The following is a 17,901-nucleotide window of genomic DNA, read 5'->3' as shown; positions in this document are numbered from 1 at the left end:
AACGCGTTGGTTTGAAAGGCGCAGGGGAAAACAGCCAACGCTGTAGATAAAGACTCAGCACAGAACAGATGTCCAACCGTTGCGGTGAAAAAGCGGACGGGATCACAGTTGCCCCCTCCCGGCCGGAGGGGGCGAACGGGTTATTGCCAGCCGTAGCGGCGCACGAACCAGCCTTTCACACACTGGGTCAGCACCATGTAACCGGCGAGGATCAGCACCAGCCACGGGAAGTAACCGAGCGGCAGCGCCTGCAGCTGCAGGAAGCCGGCCAGCGGCGAGAACACCAGGCCGATGCCGGTGGCGATCACCGCCAGCGTCATGATGCACAGCGGCCAGGACGGGCGGCTCTGGATAAACGGAATTTTGCGCGTGCGGATCATGTGCACGATCAGCGTTTGCGACAGCAGCCCTTCCACGAACCAGCCGGACTGGAACAGCGTCTGCATTTCCGGCGTGTTGGCCTTGAATACCCACCACATCAGGCAGAAGGTCAGCACGTCGAAGATCGAGCTGATCGGCCCGAAGAACACCATAAACCGCCCCAGATCGGCGGAGTTCCAGCGCTGCGGCTGGGTGATCTGATCGTCGTCGACGTTATCGAACGGGATGGCGATCTGCGAGATATCGTACATCAGGTTCTGAATCAACAGGTGCAGCGGCAACATCGGCAGGAACGGCAGGAAGGCGCTGGCAATCAGCACGCTGAACACGTTGCCGAAGTTGGAGCTGGCGGTCATCTTGATGTATTTCAGCATGTTGGCGAAGGTACGGCGCCCTTCGATCACCCCCTGCTCCAACACCATCAGGCTTTTTTCCAGCAGGATGATGTCCGCCGCTTCCTTGGCGATGTCCACCGCCGAATCGACGGAGATGCCGATATCAGCCGCGCGCAGCGCCGGCGCGTCGTTGATGCCATCGCCCATAAAGCCCACCACGTGCCCCTGGCGGCGCAGCAGTTTAACGATGCGCTCTTTGTGCAGCGGCGTCAGCTTGGCGAACACCGTGGTGCGCGCCGCCGCCTGCGCCAGCTGCTCGTCGTCCATCTGTTCGATCTCGCTGCCGCGCAGCAGGTGCTCGGCCGCCAGCCCGACGTCCCGGCACACTTTGGCGGCCACTAGCTCGTTGTCGCCGGTGAGGATCTTCACCGTGACGCCGTTCTGTTTCAGCGCCGCCAGCGCCGGCGCGGTGCTCTCCTTCGGCGGATCGAGGAAGGCGACGTAGCCTTCGAGGATCAGATCCGACTCGTCCGCCACGCCGTATTCATGGGTTTGCGCCGGCAGGATCTTGTTGGCCACCGCCACCACCCGCAGCCCCTGCTGGTTGAGATCGTCGGTGATGCGGCGGATCCTCGCCAGCAGCGCCTCGCTCAGCGGGATCACCTCGTCTTCGTGGCGCACGTGGCTGCAAATCGCCAGCATCTCTTCCAGCGCGCCCTTGCACACCAGCTCGTGATACTCGTTGTCCTTGGCCACCACCACCGACATGCGGCGGCGCACGAAGTCGAACGGGATCTCATCCACCTTGCGGTAGTGCTGCAGCGCTTCCGGCTGCTGATTTTGCTCCGCGCAGCTCAGCACCGCTACGTCGAGCAGGTTTTTCAGCCCGGTCTGGTAGAAGCTGTTCAGCCAGGCGTAGCGCAGCACCCGCTCGCTGCTGGCACCGAACACGTCGGTGTGGCGCTCCAGCACGATCTTGTCCTGGGTCAGGGTGCCGGTTTTGTCGGTGCACAGAATGTCCATCGCGCCGAAGTTCTGAATGGCGTCCAGGCGTTTGACGATCACCTTCTGGCGCGACAGCTTCACCGCCCCTTTGGCCAGCGTCGAGGTGACGATCATCGGCAGCATTTCCGGCGTCAGCCCGACCGCCACCGACAGCGCGAACAGCGCCGCCTCCCACCAGTCGCCCTTGGTGTAGCCGTTGATCAGCAGCACGATCGGCGTCATCACCAGCATAAAGCGGATCAGCAGCCAGCTGACCTTGCTGATGCCGCTCTGGAAGGCGTTCGGCTGCTCATCCTGGCTGGTGACGCGCTGCGCCAGCTGGCCGAAATAGGTGTTGCCGCCGGTGCCGATCACCATCGCCAGCGCGGTGCCGCTGACCACGTTGGTGCCCATGAAGCACAGGTTCGGGCAGTCGAGCGGATCGGCCGCCAACGCCTGCGGCGCCGCGGATTTTTCCACCGGCAGCGATTCGCCGGTCAGCGCCGCCTGGCTGATGAACAGATCCTTGGCCGACAGCACGCGCAGATCCGCCGGGATCATGTCGCCGGCCGCCAGCTTGATGATATCGCCCGGCACCAGCTGCGCGATCGGCAGCTCCACGTGCTCGCTCTTGCCGGTGAGCGCATCGCTGCGGATCACCGTGGCGGTGTTACTCACCATGGCCTTCAGCGCGTCGGCCGCCCGGTTAGAGCGCGCCTCCTGGATGAAGTTGAGCAGCGTGGAGATCACCACCATCAGCGCGATCACCAAGGCGCCGGTCAGATCCTCGGTGGCATAAGAGATCATGCCGAGCGCGGTCAGCAGCAGGTTGAACGGGTTGCGGTAGCAGTGCCAGAGGTGTTGCCACCAGGCCTCTTTCTGTTGATCGTCGATGACGTTCTCGCCGCAGCGCTGGCGCACCTGTTCCGCCTCATGGGCGGTGATGCCTTCCGGGTGGCTGTGGAAACGCTCAAACAGCTGCATCGTCTCTGCGGCGGCGCATTCCAGCCGCTGCTGCGCCAGGCCGGCCGGCATATCGCGCGCAGCGCCGCCGACGCTGTCCAGCAGGCTGTCGCGGCGCACCAAACGGCGCGGAAGGCCGCGGGCAAACAGGCCCAGCAGCTGACGGGGGAGTTTTTTCAGTTTCATGGTTCGCACCTCGTCGCCCGGTGCCTCACGGCAGCGGGTAAACGGGGATCGTCATCGGCCGGGCGGATGGCGGGCACGCCAAAAAGCCTCTGCCAATGCAGATCCTTATTCTTTTTTTCAGCAGCAGGAGCGAACGACGAAGCGCGCGCCACCGGTTACCGTGATGTACTTCACCGGTAAAACAGCAGCGCCAGGCGGAGAGGTTTTACCGGAGAACCGAGTGAGTGTCTAAAGCAGTCGGGTCGGGGTCCATATGGGGAATAACCTCCGGTAAAGGGAAAAACAGAGCGGCAGGAGCGGCCGTTCATCGCAATGTCACAATCCCGTTTTGCATCAAGATCCGCGTCGGAAAATGAGCTATGCTGACGGGCATTCATTATTGGCCGTCAATTTACGCCTTACAACCTAAACGACAAGTAAACCATGCAAAACCGGCTGACCATCAAGGACATCGCACGCCTGAGCGGCGTAGGTAAATCCACCGTCTCACGCGTGTTGAACAATGAAGGCAGCGTGAGCCCGCAAACCCGCGAACGGGTGGAAGCGGTGATCCGTCAGCAGGGGTTTACCCCCTCCAAGTCGGCGCGCGCCATGCGCGGCCAGAGCGACAAAGTGGTGGGCATTATCGTTTCCCGTCTCGATTCGCCGTCGGAAAACCAGGCGGTGCGCACCATGCTGCCGTTGCTGTACCAGCAGGGCTTCGATCCGATCGTGATGGAGAGCCAGTTCGAAACCCGCCTGGTGCAGGAGCATCTGCACGTACTGCATCAGCGCAACGTCGACGGCGTGATCCTGTTTGGCTTCACCGGCCTGACCGCGGCGATGCTCAAGCCGTGGCAGGAAAAAATGGTGGTGATGGTGCGCGAATACGACGGCTTCTCGTCCGTCTGCTACGACGACGCCGGCGCGGTGAACCTGCTGATGGATCGCCTGTATCAGCAAGGGCATCGGCATATCGGCTATCTGGGGGTGCAGCTCAGCGACGCCACCACCGGCCAGCGCCGCTATCAGGCCTATCTCGACGCCTGTGAACGCCTCACGCTCACGCCGCGCGCCACGCTGGGCGAGCTGAGTTACCAGAGCGGTTTCCAGCACGCCGCCGAAGTGATTGACGCGCACACCAGCGCGCTGATTTGCGCCTCCGACAGCATCGCCCTGGGGGCGATCAAATACCTGCAACAGCAGCCGACGCGCGCCATCCAGGTATGCGCCATCGGCAACACCCCGCTGCTCAGCTTCCTGTTCCCCGACACCCTGTCGGTGGAGTTCGGCTACGGCAGCGCCGGCCTGCTGGCGGCGCAGCAGCTGTTGGCACAGCTCAGTGGCGAACAGGGGATCCGCCGCCTGGTGGTGCCCAGCAAACTTTCCTGACGACCTGATTAGAAGTTGACCATTTTTTGTCATTTTGTGATCCTCGCCCCAATCCGGGAACGTTCCCATTTCATTCAAAAAGCCGAGTGGCTAAGCTTTGATCATTACTCAGTCAACACCTCTGCAGGTATCCCATAATGAGCAAAGTAAAACAGCAGGATATTGATCGCCTGATTGTTTTGGTCGGCGGCCGCGAGAACATCGCCACCGTCAGCCATTGCATTACCCGGCTGCGTTTCGTCCTCAACGATCCCAACAAGGCGAAACCGAAAGAGATCGAAGCGCTACCGATGGTCAAGGGTTGCTTCACCAACGCCGGGCAGTTCCAGGTGGTGATCGGCACCGACGTCGGCGACTACTATCAGGCGCTGATCGCCAGCACCGGCGTCAACGAGGCCGACAAGGAGCAGGCCAAGGTGGCCGCGCGCCAGAACATGACCTGGACTGAGCGCACCATCTCCCACTTCGCCGAGATCTTCTTCCCACTGCTGCCGGCGCTGATCAGCGGCGGTCTGATCCTCGGCTTCCGCAACGTGATCGGCGACATCCCGATGTCCGGCGGCCAAACGCTGGCGCAGATGCACCCGGCGTGGAAAACCGTTTACGACTTCCTGTGGCTGCTCGGTGAAGCGATCTTCATGTTCCTGCCGGTGGCCATCTGCTGGTCGACGGTGAAAAAGATGGGCGGCACGCCGGTGCTCGGCATCGTGCTGGGCGTCACCCTGGTGTCTCCGCAGCTGATGAACTCCTACCTGCTCGGCCAGCAAACGCCGGAAGTGTGGAACTTCGGCTGGTTCGTGATCCAGAAAGTGGGCTATCAGGCGCAGGTGATCCCGTCGATCCTGGCGGGCATGGCGCTGGGCTGGATCGAAACCCGGCTGAAAAAGATCGTTCCCGACTATCTCTATCTGGTGGTGGTGCCGGTGGTCTCGCTGCTGCTGGCGGTGTTCCTGGCACACGCGCTGATCGGGCCATTCGGCCGCATGATCGGCGACGGCGTCGCCTGGGCGGTGAAAGCGGTGATGACCGGCAGCTTCGCGCCGGTGGGCGCCGCGCTGTTCGGCTTCCTGTATGCGCCGCTGGTGATCACCGGCGTGCACCAGACCACGCTGGCTATCGACATGCAGATGATCCAGAGCATGGGCGGCACCCCGGTGTGGCCGCTGATTGCGCTGTCCAACATCGCGCAGGCCTCGGCGGTGCTCGGCATCATCATCATCAGCCGCAAGGCCAACGAGCGTGAAATCTCGGTGCCGGCGGCGATCTCCGCCTACCTCGGCGTGACCGAACCGGCGATGTACGGCATCAACCTCAAATACCGCTTCCCAATGCTGTGCGCGATGATCGGCTCCGCGATCGCCGGCCTTATCTGCGGGCTGGACGGCGTGATGGCCAACGGCATCGGCGTCGGCGGCCTGCCGGGCATTCTGTCTATCAAGCCGCAGTTCTGGCTGATTTACTCGCTGGCGATTCTGGTGGCGATCGTCATCCCGCTGGTGCTGACCATCATGGTCTACAAACGCAAGGCCGCCCGCGGCGAGCTGCCGGTTTGATTGACGCAAGATGAATGTAGGGGCCTGCTCACGCGGGCCCGTTGTCACGATTCAAAGGTATTGAACTATGAGCAACCCAACCCCCTGGTGGCAGAACGGCGTCATCTACCAAATTTATCCGAAGAGTTTTCAGGACAGCACCGGCAACGGCTACGGCGATTTGGCCGGGGTGACCCGGCGGCTGGACTATCTGCAGGAACTGGGCGTCGACGCCATCTGGCTGACGCCGGTCTACGTATCGCCGCAGGTGGACAACGGCTATGACGTGGCGGACTACTGCGCCATCGATCCGGCTTACGGCACGATGGCCGACTTCGAGCAGTTGATCGCCGCCGCCCACCAGCGCGGTATCCGCATCGTGATGGACATGGTGTTCAACCACACCTCGACCGAGCACCCGTGGTTCAAGGCCGCGCAGGATCGCCACAGCCCGTATCGTCAGTTCTACGTCTGGCGCGACGGCGACGGTGAAACGCCGCCGAACAACTGGCGCTCCAAGTTCGGCGGCAACGCCTGGCAGTGGCACGCCGACAGCGGCCAGTACTACCTGCACCTGTTCGCCGCCGAGCAGGCGGATCTCAACTGGGAACACCCGCCGGTGCGCGAAGAGCTGAAGAAAGTGTGTCAGTTCTGGGCGGACAAAGGCGTCGACGGCCTGCGCCTCGACGTGATCAACCTGGTGTCCAAACAGCAGGACTTCCCGTCCGACAGCCAGGGCGACGGCCGCCGCTTCTACACCGACGGCCCGCGCATCCACGAGTTCCTGCAGGAGATGAGCCGCGACGTGTTTCAGCCGCGCGGCCTGATGACGGTGGGCGAGATGTCCTCCACCACGCTTGAGCATTGCCAGCGCTACGCGGCGCAGAGCGGCGAAGAGCTGTCGATGACCTTCAACTTCCACCACCTGAAGGTGGACTACGCCGGCGGTGAAAAATGGACGCGGGCGGCGCCGGATTACGTGGAACTGAAGCAGATCTTCCGCCACTGGCAGCAAGGGATGCATAACCGCGCCTGGAACGCGCTGTTCTGGTGCAACCACGATCAGCCACGCATCGTGTCGCGCTTCGGCGATGAAGGCGCACTGCGGGTGCCGGCCGCCAAAATGCTGGCAATGGTGCTGCACGGTATGCAGGGCACGCCTTATATCTATCAAGGCGAAGAACTCGGTATGACCAACCCCGGCTTCCGCGCCATCGAACAGTATCGCGACGTGGAAAGCCTGAACATGTACGCCGAACTGCGCGCCCAGGGCCGCGGCGACGCGGAGCTGCTGGCGATCCTGGCCGACAAATCGCGCGACAACGGCCGCACCCCGATGCAGTGGAGCGCCGCGCCGCACGCCGGTTTCACCACCGGCACGCCGTGGATCGGCTGCGCCGAGAACTACCCGCAGATCAACGCCGACACGGCGCTGGCCGACCTCGACTCGGTGTTTTACGCCTATCGCCAGCTGATCACCCTGCGCAAGCAGTACCCGCTGCTGACCCACGGCGACTATCAGGATCTGGCGCCGGAACACCCGGCGCTGTGGTGCTATCAGCGCAGCTGGAACGGCCAGCGCCTGCTGGTCGCGGCCAACCTGAGCCGCGAACCGCTGGCCTGGGCGGCGGAGGGCGTGGAAGCCTCCGCGCAGTGGCGCCCGCTGATGAGCAACTACAGCGACTCGGCGGATCAGCCGCAGGCGCTGACGCTGCGGCCGTTCGAAGCGGTGTGGTGGCTACTCGAAGACTAACCCCGCAGGGCGCGGCGAGCGCTGCGCCCTACCATTTCCCCAGCAGCGCCACCACGCCGGCGGCCTCTTGCGCCAGGCGTTCGTCGCTCATGTCGAATACGCCCTGCACCAAATGCGGCGGCAGGTAATCCATGCCGGTCAGGTTGGCCATGGCGTGGAACGGCAGCAGCAGATCCTGCACCGGATAACGGTTGTACCCTTCCGCCGTATAAGCCTGCGCGTTACCGCCGGTGCTCACCACCAGCTGCAACGGCTTGCCGTGCAGTTTAGTGCCCTCGCTGCCGTAGGCGAAACCGTAGGTTAATACCGCATCCTGCCATTCGCTGAGGATCGCCGGCGAGCTGTACCAGTAAAACGGGAACAGCATCACTACCGCATCGTGGCTCTGCAGCAACTCCTGTTCACGCGCCACGTCGATGCGGTAATCCGGGTACGCGCGGATCAGCTCATGTACGGTCACGTTAGGCAGCGTGCGTACGGCCTCGATCAGCGCTTTGTTGATGCGCGACTCGTCGGGGGTGCGGTGGGCGGTTAACACTAAAATGCGTGACATAACGATTCCTCGGTCATAAGAAGATGGGGGCATTTTTCCATTTCCGCCGCTTCGGGTGTAGGCTGTTAGAGGTCACTTCAATTTCAACCGAAAGTATCAACCACTATGTCACTGCCCTTTGACGTGCATCGCCTGTTGCCGGCCTTCCTCGCCGCCGCGCAGGCGCAAAATTTCTCCGCCGCCGCCCGCCAGCTGGGCGTGACGCCGGCGGCGGTCAGCAAAAACATCCGCGCGCTGGAAGAGAAGCTGGCGCTGCGGCTGTTTCAGCGCAACACCCACAACGTGCTGCTGACCGACGAGGGCAAAGCGCTGCTGGCGCAGGTGGCGCCGCTGTGGCAGGCGTTGGCGGCCACGCTGGAAAGCGCCGGCGGCGAACGGCAGGCGCCGGCCGGCGTGGTGCGCGTCACGATGATCCCCGGCTTCGGCCGCCAGATGCTGATGCCGTTGATCCCGCAATTTCTGGCGCGCTACCCGCAGATCGATCTCGATCTGTCGCTGGATGCCCGGGTGGTGAATCTGGTGGGCGAAGGTTTCGACGTCGGCATCGGCAGCCGGGTCGATCCCGACAGCCGGCTGGTGGCCCGCCCGCTCTACCCGATGCACATGGTGCTGGCGGCGTCGCCGGACTATCTGGCGCGGCGCGGTGAACCGCAAACGCCGCACGATCTGCTGCGGCACGACTGCCTGCTGCACCGCAACCCGGCCAACGGCCGCCACGTCAAATGGCAGCTGCGCCATCAGGGCGAAACGCTGGCGCTGGATCTGAACGGCCGGCTGGTGGTCAGCCGCCCGGAGATGTTGCTGGATGCGGCGCTGGCCGGGCTGGGCATCGTCAACCTGGCGCGCTGGTACCTCGATAGGCACTTCGAACAGGGCACGCTGCGGCCGGTGCTGGCGGAATGCTGGCCGCGCCCGGTGCAGCTGTGGCTCTATTACGCCTCGGCGGATCTGCCGCCGCGGGTGCGCGTCTGGGTCGATTTTCTGCTGGAACATTTTCGCGATCGACCAACCGGCGATTGACGTCTGTTCAGCTTGCACACGCTCTTCCGTTTTCCTTGTTCTACATCAAAAGAATCTCGCCAATATCTATATATAGTGCATTAAGAATTACGAACGCCTATATATAGTAGTTATCCACAAAATCATCCACACGTCGCCACAGCCCTTACGCGCTGCGGCTTTGCCCTGTGGATAAGCGAAATTTGACGGTTGCTCGCCATGCCAGGCGGGTATGAACGCTCCCTCGGGGAACAAGGAGTACAACGTGAAACCAGTAGTGATTAAGCGGGACGGTTGCCAGGTACCTTTTGACGAAGCGCGCATCGCGCAGGCCATCGAGCGCGCCGCGCTGGCGGTGGGCGTGGTCGACGCCGACTACTGCGCCACCGTCGCCCGCGTGGTCGCTCAGCGCATGGAGCAGCAGCCGCGCGTCGATATCCACGAGATCCAGCAGGCGGTGGAAAACCAGCTGATGGCCGGTGAATACAAACAGCTGGCGCGCGCCTATATCGAATACCGCCACGATCGCGACGTGGCGCGCGAGCTGCGCGGCCGCCTGAACCAGGAGATCCGCGGCCTGGTCGAGCAGAGCAACCGCGCGCTGCTGAACGAGAACGCCAACAAGGACAGCAAGGTGATCCCCACCCAGCGCGACCTGCTGGCGGGCATCGTCGCCAAACACTACGCCAAGCAGCACATCCTGCCGCGCGACGTGGTGCTGGCCCATGAACGCGGCGAAATTCACTACCACGATCTCGACTACTCGCCGTTCTTCCCAATGTTCAACTGCATGCTGATCGATCTGAAAGGCATGCTGACCAACGGCTTCAAGATGGGCAACGCCGAGATTGAGCCGCCGAAGTCGATCTCCACCGCCACCGCCGTGACCGCGCAGATCATCGCCCAGGTCGCCAGCCATATCTATGGCGGCACCACCATCAACCGCATCGATGAAATCCTGGCGCCGTTCGTCGACGAGAGCTTCCGCAAACACCTGCAGGTGGCGGAAGCGTGGCAGATCCCGGATGCCAAAGGCTATGCCATGGCGCGTACCGAGAAAGAGTGTTACGACGCCTTCCAGTCGCTGGAGTACGAGGTCAACACCCTGCACACCGCCAACGGCCAGACGCCGTTCGTCACCTTCGGCTTCGGCCTTGGCACCAGTTGGGAGTCGCGCCTGATCCAACGCTCGATCCTGAAAAACCGCATCGCCGGGCTGGGCAAAAACCGCAAGACCGCCGTGTTCCCCAAACTGGTGTTCGCCATCCGCGACGGCCTCAACCACCAGTACGGCGATCCGAACTACGACATCAAGCAGCTGGCGCTGGAGTGCGCCAGCAAGCGCATGTACCCGGACATCCTCAACTACGATCAAGTGGTTAAAGTCACCGGCTCGTTCAAAACGCCGATGGGCTGCCGCAGCTTCCTCGGCACCTACGAGCAGGACGGCGAACTGGTGCACGACGGCCGCAACAACATCGGCGTCATCAGCCTCAACCTGCCGCGCATCGCGCTGGAGGCGATGGGCGATGAGTCGCGCTTCTGGGCGCTGCTGGAACAGCGCCTGCAGCTGGCGAAAAAGGCCCTGATGACGCGCATCGCCCGGCTGGAAGGCATCAAGGCGCGGGTGGCACCAATCTTGTACATGGAAGGCGCCTGCGGCGTGCGGCTCAAGGCCGACGACAACATCGCGGATATCTTCAAGAATGGCCGCGCCTCGATTTCGCTGGGCTATATCGGCCTGCACGAGACCATCAACGCGCTGTTCGGCGGCAAAAACCACGTGTATGACGACGAGGCGCTGCGCGCCAAAGCGGTGGCGATCGTCACGCGGCTGCGCGCCGCCGTCGACGCCTGGAAAGACGAGACCGGCTACGGCTTCAGCCTCTACAGCACGCCGAGCGAGAACCTGTGCGATCGCTTCTGCCGACTGGACACCGCCGATTTCGGCGTAGTGCCGGGCGTCACCGACAAGGGCTATTACACCAACAGCTTCCACCTCGACGTGGAGAAGAAGGTCAATCCGTACGACAAGCTGGACTTCGAAGCGCCCTACCCGCCGTTGGCCAGCGGCGGCTTCATCTGCTACGGCGAATACCCGAACCTGCAGCACAACCTGAAGGCGCTGGAAGACGTGTGGGACTACAGCTACACCCGGGTGCCTTACTACGGCACCAACACGCCGATCGACGAGTGCTACGAATGCGGCTTCACCGGTGAATTCTCCTGCACCAGCAAAGGCTTCACCTGCCCGAAATGCGGCAATCACGACTCGGCCAAGGTCTCGGTCACCCGCCGGGTGTGCGGCTATCTCGGCAGCCCCGATGCCCGGCCGTTCAACGCCGGCAAGCAGGAAGAGGTGAAACGCCGGGTGAAACACCTCGGCAACGGGCAGCTCGGCTGAGAAACGCCGTGCAACCAAGGCAGAAGCCTGTTCATCAGGCGTGATTGTCGCAGCCGGTTTGCCTTCGGCCAGCGCGCACCAACCGCAGCGTACACGCAGTACGTGAGGATTGGGAGCACTGCCCGGAGGCAAAATGGCCAGTAAAATAGCCTGATGGGCAGGCCTCACATGAATTATCACCAGTATTACCCGATCGACGTCGTCAACGGCCCCGGCACCCGCTGCACGCTGTTTGTCGCCGGCTGCGTGCACCAGTGCCCCGGTTGCTACAACAAAAGCACCTGGCGGCTCAACTCCGGCCAGCCGTTTACCCCAGCGCTGGAAGACCGCATCATCACCGATCTGAACGATACGCGCGTGCCGCGCCAGGGGCTGTCGCTCTCCGGCGGCGATCCGCTGCACCCGGCCAACGTGCCGAGCATCTTGCAACTGGTGAAACGGGTACGCGCCGAATGCCCCGGCAAGGATATCTGGTTGTGGACCGGCTACCGGCTGGCGGAGCTGGACGCACAGCAAATGCAGGTAGTAGACAGGATCAACGTGCTGATCGACGGCAAGTTCGTGCAGGATTTGAAAGACCCGGCGCTGATTTGGCGCGGCAGTAGCAACCAGGTGGTGCATAGGTTGCGATGAGTTGATAGCTCGTGTCTCGACGTGTGTTAATACAAAGTCGGCATGATACGGCTACGGCACAGAGCTAAACCTGATCTGAAAGGCGGCTTTGTGCCAGAAGCGGACGTTACTCACATCGCGGCTCATTAATAAATGGGAGGTAGATCAGTATGAGTTGTTAATAAGGCTGCTGCAACAGCCCTTTGTCAGAGAGAATATTGTGGCGGTGTTTCATAAGCTGGTCTGCAACTTATACTGGCCATTCAATAGATTGGAATTTTTCAAGAGACACCTCGGCAAAGTCGGGTTCAATCATGTTTGCGTAGTCAATTAACCCGCGGACATGTGACTTCAGCCCCCATACAGAGTCGAACTTTCGGTTGAAGGCATGTTGCACAGGCCCCACTTTTTCCAAAAAGTAGAGATGCTGCCGAATTGAATCTCTTATGCTCTTCGCTAGCCTTGGAAATTCTGATTCTACGTTCAGGCCTAATATGATCTTTTTACCACCTGGTGGAACAATTGTAGTTTTTCTAAATTGTGGCCGAAAGCCAGACTGCGAAATGATTTTGTAAGCCTCAAAAATAAAATGCTTAGCCCGAGAGCGTCCAAAATCTTTGTCTCCTGTAGAGAAACTCAGGTCATCACTATAGCGCGTATAAACTAATCCATTCTTTTTAGCCAAATTATTCAACGCGCTATCGCATTTTTTCATGACAAGGTTTGCAAGGAATGGGCTAGTGGGGGCTCCCTGTGGCAGATAACCTAGCACAGTCTGGTGATACAACGGGATAGCCTCATTGAACTTATTTGTCCTCCATTGCGGAAACTCAGTTCTAGGGCTTAAATCGGCGGTGCCAACCGTACACAGGCGTGTAAGTTCAAAGGCTACTAATGGTTGATATTTTAAAGCTCTAAAAATACGGTAGACTTGAATCTCAGACACTGAACTGAAGAAATCTGCTATGTCAATCTTAATTAACCACTTTGCTCCGCAATGTCGTGAAGCACATTTCTTAATTGAGTTGCCCTTTCTGAAAGCATGACTTGCGGGATGAACGGGCAGGTCTTTGAGAATATGTTCACTGATCCAGCGCTGAGTGTGCATCAGCTTTGGCGATGGAACATGAATAAAACGGCGCCCACCAGATCGTTTACGAATAGAAAATTTCTTGTAAATTTCAAAATTCTCAACCCCATGTAGTGCACTCCGAATCACGAAACTGCGAAGCCACTCATATTCAACGCTAGTACGTTTGGCCAAGTGTTTGAGGCTTAAAATGGAGGGGAGGGTGTATTCCGAGTAAATAAGAAGCTCGCTCTGGGCGATAGCCTCATCGAGCAAGGGTAGCGAGAGCCCGTTGGCTAGTCCCTGGTTTTTGTAGGATTGAGAGGACCACATATAACTACTCCGATGCGTCGCCGCAGGCGACGGCGCACTCTGGTAACCCAAGACTTACGCCGGCGGAGGCAGAGTGCGCCGTCTCCAGCCAAGCGTGGGCTTTTTCGTGAGGTTCAGGAAATCCATCCCCCAACACCCACTGTAAAGTGGTGTAGCAACCCTCTATCATCCCCAAAGGGGTGACTTTGTATTGCTCGTTAGCACTAGTCATATGTAGTCTCTCTCAGTTGCCTAGGATAGTAGTAGTCGGAACCAACGGCAAGATATCCTTTCGGTGAAAAGGATATTTGCTTTGCCGCAGATAGTTCCGATAGCCCCCGAGGGGTGATCCTTCGTTCAGATGTAAGGAATTTCCACTTAATACATTTCGAAAGAAGTAACTCACAGTCTTTTGAATTTAATCCTGTTGCATAGCAGATAGTTGAACGCTTACGTTGGCCTTTTGCGATCAAGCCTAGAACTACGAGAATGAGTGCTCCAATCGCCCCTCGTCTCATTAGTGCGCCAGACATCGCCAATCGTGTCTGACCTACATCATGGAGGGTTTGTATGGTATCGCCACACACAATTTCAGGCGGAAAAACCGAAGCCGTTGTTGTATCCACTGTCCTATTTGGAAATATACCAACCCACTCCCCTTTTTTCTCATCGGGATCCCATAATATGGCTGGTGTATTGTTGGGGCATCCATGCTCAAAAACAAGCGAAGACATACTTTTTTGATAACCCCACCAAAAGTGCTTTCTTCCTTTCAGTGCTTTACGACCATATTTTTCACAAAGTTTCAGCAGTGCTTCTTTTCTTTCCATCTTAATGGGGAGGGTTGTAAAAGTTGCTGAGTCTCGGTAGATAATCAATTCCGGGGATGCTTTCAAAAATTCTAGGCGGCTGAGCCCTTTCTCCGTTGCAGAATAAGCTACAACCTGAATCTTAATATGTTTTGATGATAACCAAGAGGCTATAGTTCTGTCTCTCCAGAATGCGTCAATAAAATCAGAGACTCTTTTCCCAGACCCAATGTAGTCATCAACAAATATCAACGAGTCACATCTTTGAACTCGAAGCTCTTCTTTTGAAGGGTGGTTAAGTATTTTTTCCGGATTGGCTTTAGAAAGCTGTCTAATTATTTGAGCGACAATTGCTTCGCTACCTTGATCTGATGAGACACCAATCGAGTTTACATTTTTCCCATTACTACTTTTAATCACTTGATCAAAAAATGGCACTACATGACTGCTGAATAATTGGCCTTTATCGGGTTCCTTTTTTAGTTCCCTTACGGCATAAAGGGCGACTGGACCCACTATCTTTGTTGAAATGTCCAAAATAAGGGCTTCAAGATTCCGACGAAATTCAGTATGAGAGACAAGAGTCAGTGAGTTAAGCAGAAGCTTCGCAGTTTCCTGGTCTAATGCATCGAATTGGCTTAACCATCTTTCGCCTTGCTTAGTGTAGATTAGTTTTCTTGAATTATGTTGATTTTTATTAATTTTCTCATCCCCCAATCCACAGTTTTCCATATTATTCTGTGACCTGTCTATCGAATAGCTACAGGTTACGTCGATATATCGGGCCTAGTAATCTGACTAAGGTAGTCGCCGAGTGCAAGTTACGCCAGTACTTCCGCTCTTCGCTCATGACGGACCTTTGGTTCAGTAAGCCTGTCCGCTCTGTGCTGAAGCGGACGTTGCTAACAACAGTCTGAGTTGATCAACGGGGAGCAGGTCATGCTTACTGTGAATACGGTAAGAATCGTTGTAAGTATCCCGATTAGACGCCCCATTCTCTTTTAGAGATCCTCTAGCATATGGATTATGTTACCCGAAAACGAACTTCCGTTCATCGCTCACAGCGGACCTTTGGCGCAGTTGGCTTGCCCACTCCGTGCCAGAAGCGGACATCGCGGACGTTATGGCACGTTAGGTCAGATATCTAAAAGCGCATAGTCCACTTAGGTGAGAGATATACAGCAGAACTCCTTGCTTGAGCTGTTGCTGTTCCAACGATCTATAAATCGAGAATGTCGTTTGCTCTCAACCCAAGCCACTTTTCTAGATGCCTAAGCAGCACTCGCAGGGCTTCTTCGTGCTCGGGGAACTGGTCAGGATTAATCGAGTCAATCCTAGCCTTAGCAACATCAATACCAATAAAATCGTCAATTGTTTCTTTGTTGAAACTATTGTGGGGCGTGGAGATCCTATCACCATACGTGTGGCTTGTACCACGGCTCATCAAGCGTGTGACCACGGTTGCGAAGCCCTGGTCGGTTTGAATTGCATTCATCATCCACTTTCGTGGTTCGTCCATTGAGTCTGTATAGGTTCTCCAGCGATAGAGCAGAGATATGAGATCCGGTTCGGCGAACAGCGTGTTGCCGTTGGCTGCGCGGCCCCTCATCAATCGCAGCCATTCTGCTTTCATTGCCGCAACGGTGTTTAGATCGAGCTCCGGTTCGAAGGCCCCACCGTCACTCTCATTTTGATCGTCTGGATCGCTTAGATGAATAAGGAGCGAGGAGACGGATAGCGCTTCAGTTTTACGGAGAGCTTCGAGAGCCAAACCACCTCGAATATCCTCAGGAATCCGCTTCAGGAACCAACTTGTCGCTCGCCATGCTGCTACATATGACGAGTCGAAAGAGCCGCTGTTCGTACCTGCGAGTTTTTCAGCAAGTCCGAACATCCCTGGGAGCAGAACAGCAGCGTTCTCGGTTGGTAATCGGTCGACGGATTCGTCGAGCCTTGCAACGAGTGAATTCAGCAGCCCGTCAGCTTCGACGGTAGCGATTGCCGCAAAGAGCTCGTCCTCTGTCGCTGTTGCATCGAGAAAATCAACAAAACGGCGCTCTGACATTTCTCCGACCGCCGTTTGGAGTTCAAAATAACGTGGGAAGTAACGCGAAGTGCATATTCGTTTCTCCGTCAACCACCGGCGATGGAAGCCGTCTGCATAGTTTGTCCCCCCATATGCCCATTCGAGGGGAGGAAATAAGTCTTTAAGCGCATCACAAATGATATTTCGGCGCTCCTCTGAGACGATCTCAAGAAGCTCTTCAGCCGCTGCTTGGTCCACCTTCCGTCGGCCATCACGGGAGAAGCGTCCTTCCTGGAGAACCAATCCTCTCTCACGGAACAGTGCATCGTGAAGGTCAGGTTCGAAGACCCGGAGTGTTTCCAGAAGCAGGAAATCTACAATGTTCACCTCGAACACGTCACCGACCACATGCAGGGGCATGTGTACAACAATGGACGAGATGAGACGACGCGCATCGCGCATGTTGCGAAGCAGGGGCTGAATGCAGCCAATGCAAGCGTTACCCCAGCGTCTCTGAGAGAACCCGTTAGCCTCAGTCGCGTATGGGCCCGCTATTTCAGAGAGTTCCTCTTCGAACATACGATGCACGAGCGATGCCGGGACAGCTGGTAGATCAAAGTTAGCCTGCACAACCTTCTCAAGGAAGGCTCGGCCGTCGCCGTCGGCGACCGGATCAAGAGCTCGTTCTACGATGCTCGGCTGGAACAAGAGCACAAAAACAATGTTCGGTAGATTAGCATTTGCCTTTACCTGCCGAAGCAGCATCCTTATCTGCTCTGGCTCAAGTCGGTCAATGTCGTCGACGAAGACAGCTAGGGGCCGGTCGAGTTCGCGAAGACGAGCTTCAAGCGATCTGCGTACCTTGTCGAGAGGCTCACCGCTATAGTCACGCCCGAGATGCGATAGCAACCGTCCGACAAGAGGTACTCCGACCGAGAGAAACGCAAGAACAGCCGCAACTTTTGCGACCGTCGGAAGGTCAAAGCCAATGGCTGACGCGACCGCTATAACCGAAGCATTTGTTAACACCGTCGAGATTAGAAGGCCTGAACTCCCAACCTCTTTAAGAGGCTTACCAGCCCCTGTGAGAATCGCGCCGTAGCTTCGCAGTGCTTTGGCTCGGTCGAGTTCAGCCTTCGAATGCTCGCCTCCCAAGCGATCTGCTATTTGTCCAAATAGCGCGCGGGCAATTACGTCGCCGTCCCCCCATTGCCAGGGGTTAAAGTCGAGCCAGTCAGCTCCGCTGCTCTTGGCATCGAGCCGTTCGGTGATGAGGTTTTTCAGTGATGATTTGCCGAAGCCCCATCCCCCGCGAATAGCAAACACCCGGCCCTCGCGCAAACTAAGTTCCGAAAGCACATCTGCTATGCGAGCCGCAAATTCGGCTCTTCTGAGGCGATCTTCGTGTGCTGTCTGAATCGGCGCCTCCGCTCCGATCCCTCTATCCGGCCGCTCATTCTTTGCCACGTAAGCATTAGGCCTCGTGCGACGACGAGCGCACCATGTCGCCAGACAGAAAAACAGCTTACTCATCGCACACCACCTCTCAAAACGTCCTATTGCTAAATAGCTACACTGGCAGCGCAGACCGAGTAAATTAAAGCGAGTGCAA

The 17,901-nt window shown here is 58.1% G+C and carries 11 protein-coding genes; 6 read left to right on the top strand and 5 right to left on the bottom strand.

Annotated elements, in window-relative coordinates; genetic code table 11:
• Positions 1–140 precede the first annotated feature (140 nt).
• Complete coding sequence (mgtA, locus tag ACJ8IL_RS13985) at positions 141–2,849, bottom strand: magnesium-translocating P-type ATPase (protein WP_288398352.1); 2,709 nt, start codon at positions 2,847–2,849, stop codon at positions 141–143.
• Positions 2,850–3,272: 423 nt separating this feature from the next.
• Here mgtA and treR point away from each other — a divergent pair, with 423 nt between their 5' ends.
• From treR to treC, 3 genes are all read left to right on the top strand, one after another.
• Positions 3,273–4,220 carry a trehalose operon repressor TreR gene (treR, locus tag ACJ8IL_RS13980; protein ID WP_042783558.1) on the top strand — a complete coding sequence of 316 codons (948 nt, stop codon included), beginning with the start codon at positions 3,273–3,275 and terminating at the stop codon, positions 4,218–4,220.
• 137 nt (positions 4,221–4,357) lie between these two features.
• Entirely contained in the window at positions 4,358–5,773 is a 1,416-nt protein-coding gene (gene treB / locus ACJ8IL_RS13975) for a PTS trehalose transporter subunit IIBC (protein ID WP_097102885.1), read from the top strand.
• 67 nt (positions 5,774–5,840) lie between these two features.
• Complete coding sequence (treC, locus tag ACJ8IL_RS13970) at positions 5,841–7,505, top strand: alpha,alpha-phosphotrehalase (protein ID WP_406902865.1); 1,665 nt, start codon at positions 5,841–5,843, stop codon at positions 7,503–7,505.
• A gap of 28 nt (positions 7,506–7,533) precedes the next feature.
• Here treC and ACJ8IL_RS13965 read toward each other — a convergent pair whose 3' ends face one another.
• Positions 7,534–8,058, bottom strand: a complete 525-nt coding sequence (locus ACJ8IL_RS13965; protein ID WP_060434030.1) for an NAD(P)H-dependent oxidoreductase — start codon at positions 8,056–8,058, stop codon at positions 7,534–7,536.
• Positions 8,059–8,163: 105 nt separating this feature from the next.
• Here ACJ8IL_RS13965 and ACJ8IL_RS13960 point away from each other — a divergent pair, with 105 nt between their 5' ends.
• The 3 genes from ACJ8IL_RS13960 (at position 8,164) to nrdG (ending at position 12,094) form a co-directional block, all read left to right on the top strand.
• Positions 8,164–9,078, top strand: a complete 915-nt coding sequence (locus ACJ8IL_RS13960) for a LysR family transcriptional regulator (RefSeq protein WP_060434028.1) — start codon at positions 8,164–8,166, stop codon at positions 9,076–9,078.
• 244 nt (positions 9,079–9,322) lie between these two features.
• On the top strand, positions 9,323–11,461 hold the full coding sequence (gene nrdD, locus ACJ8IL_RS13955; RefSeq protein WP_060448234.1) for an anaerobic ribonucleoside-triphosphate reductase: 2,139 nt from the start codon (positions 9,323–9,325) through the stop codon (positions 11,459–11,461).
• A 168-nt stretch (positions 11,462–11,629) separates the two neighbouring features.
• Positions 11,630–12,094, top strand: a complete 465-nt coding sequence (gene nrdG, locus ACJ8IL_RS13950) for an anaerobic ribonucleoside-triphosphate reductase-activating protein (RefSeq protein WP_117187880.1) — start codon at positions 11,630–11,632, stop codon at positions 12,092–12,094.
• Positions 12,095–12,323: 229 nt separating this feature from the next.
• On the opposite strand, the gene ACJ8IL_RS13945 is transcribed toward nrdG, so the two are convergent.
• From ACJ8IL_RS13945 to ACJ8IL_RS13935, 3 genes are all read right to left on the bottom strand, one after another.
• The gene (locus ACJ8IL_RS13945) at positions 12,324–13,475 is read right to left on the bottom strand and encodes a reverse transcriptase family protein (RefSeq protein WP_049204460.1); all 1,152 of its coding nucleotides are present in this window, start codon (positions 13,473–13,475) and stop codon (positions 12,324–12,326) included.
• A gap of 203 nt (positions 13,476–13,678) precedes the next feature.
• On the bottom strand, positions 13,679–14,995 hold the full coding sequence (locus tag ACJ8IL_RS13940; RefSeq protein WP_442516605.1) for a phosphoribosyltransferase-like protein: 1,317 nt from the start codon (positions 14,993–14,995) through the stop codon (positions 13,679–13,681).
• 487 nt (positions 14,996–15,482) lie between these two features.
• A complete protein-coding gene (locus ACJ8IL_RS13935) occupies positions 15,483–17,822 on the bottom strand; it encodes a KAP family P-loop NTPase fold protein (RefSeq protein ID WP_049204458.1) in 2,340 nt (779 codons plus the stop codon).
• Positions 17,823–17,901: the final 79 nt, after the last annotated feature.

It is taken from the genome of Serratia sp. CY47444, from assembly GCF_052168635.1.
GTDB lineage: Bacteria > Pseudomonadota > Gammaproteobacteria > Enterobacterales > Enterobacteriaceae > Serratia > Serratia bockelmannii.
Note: the sequence above shows the minus strand (reverse complement) of the source record. Positions and strands in the feature narration are given on the sequence as shown.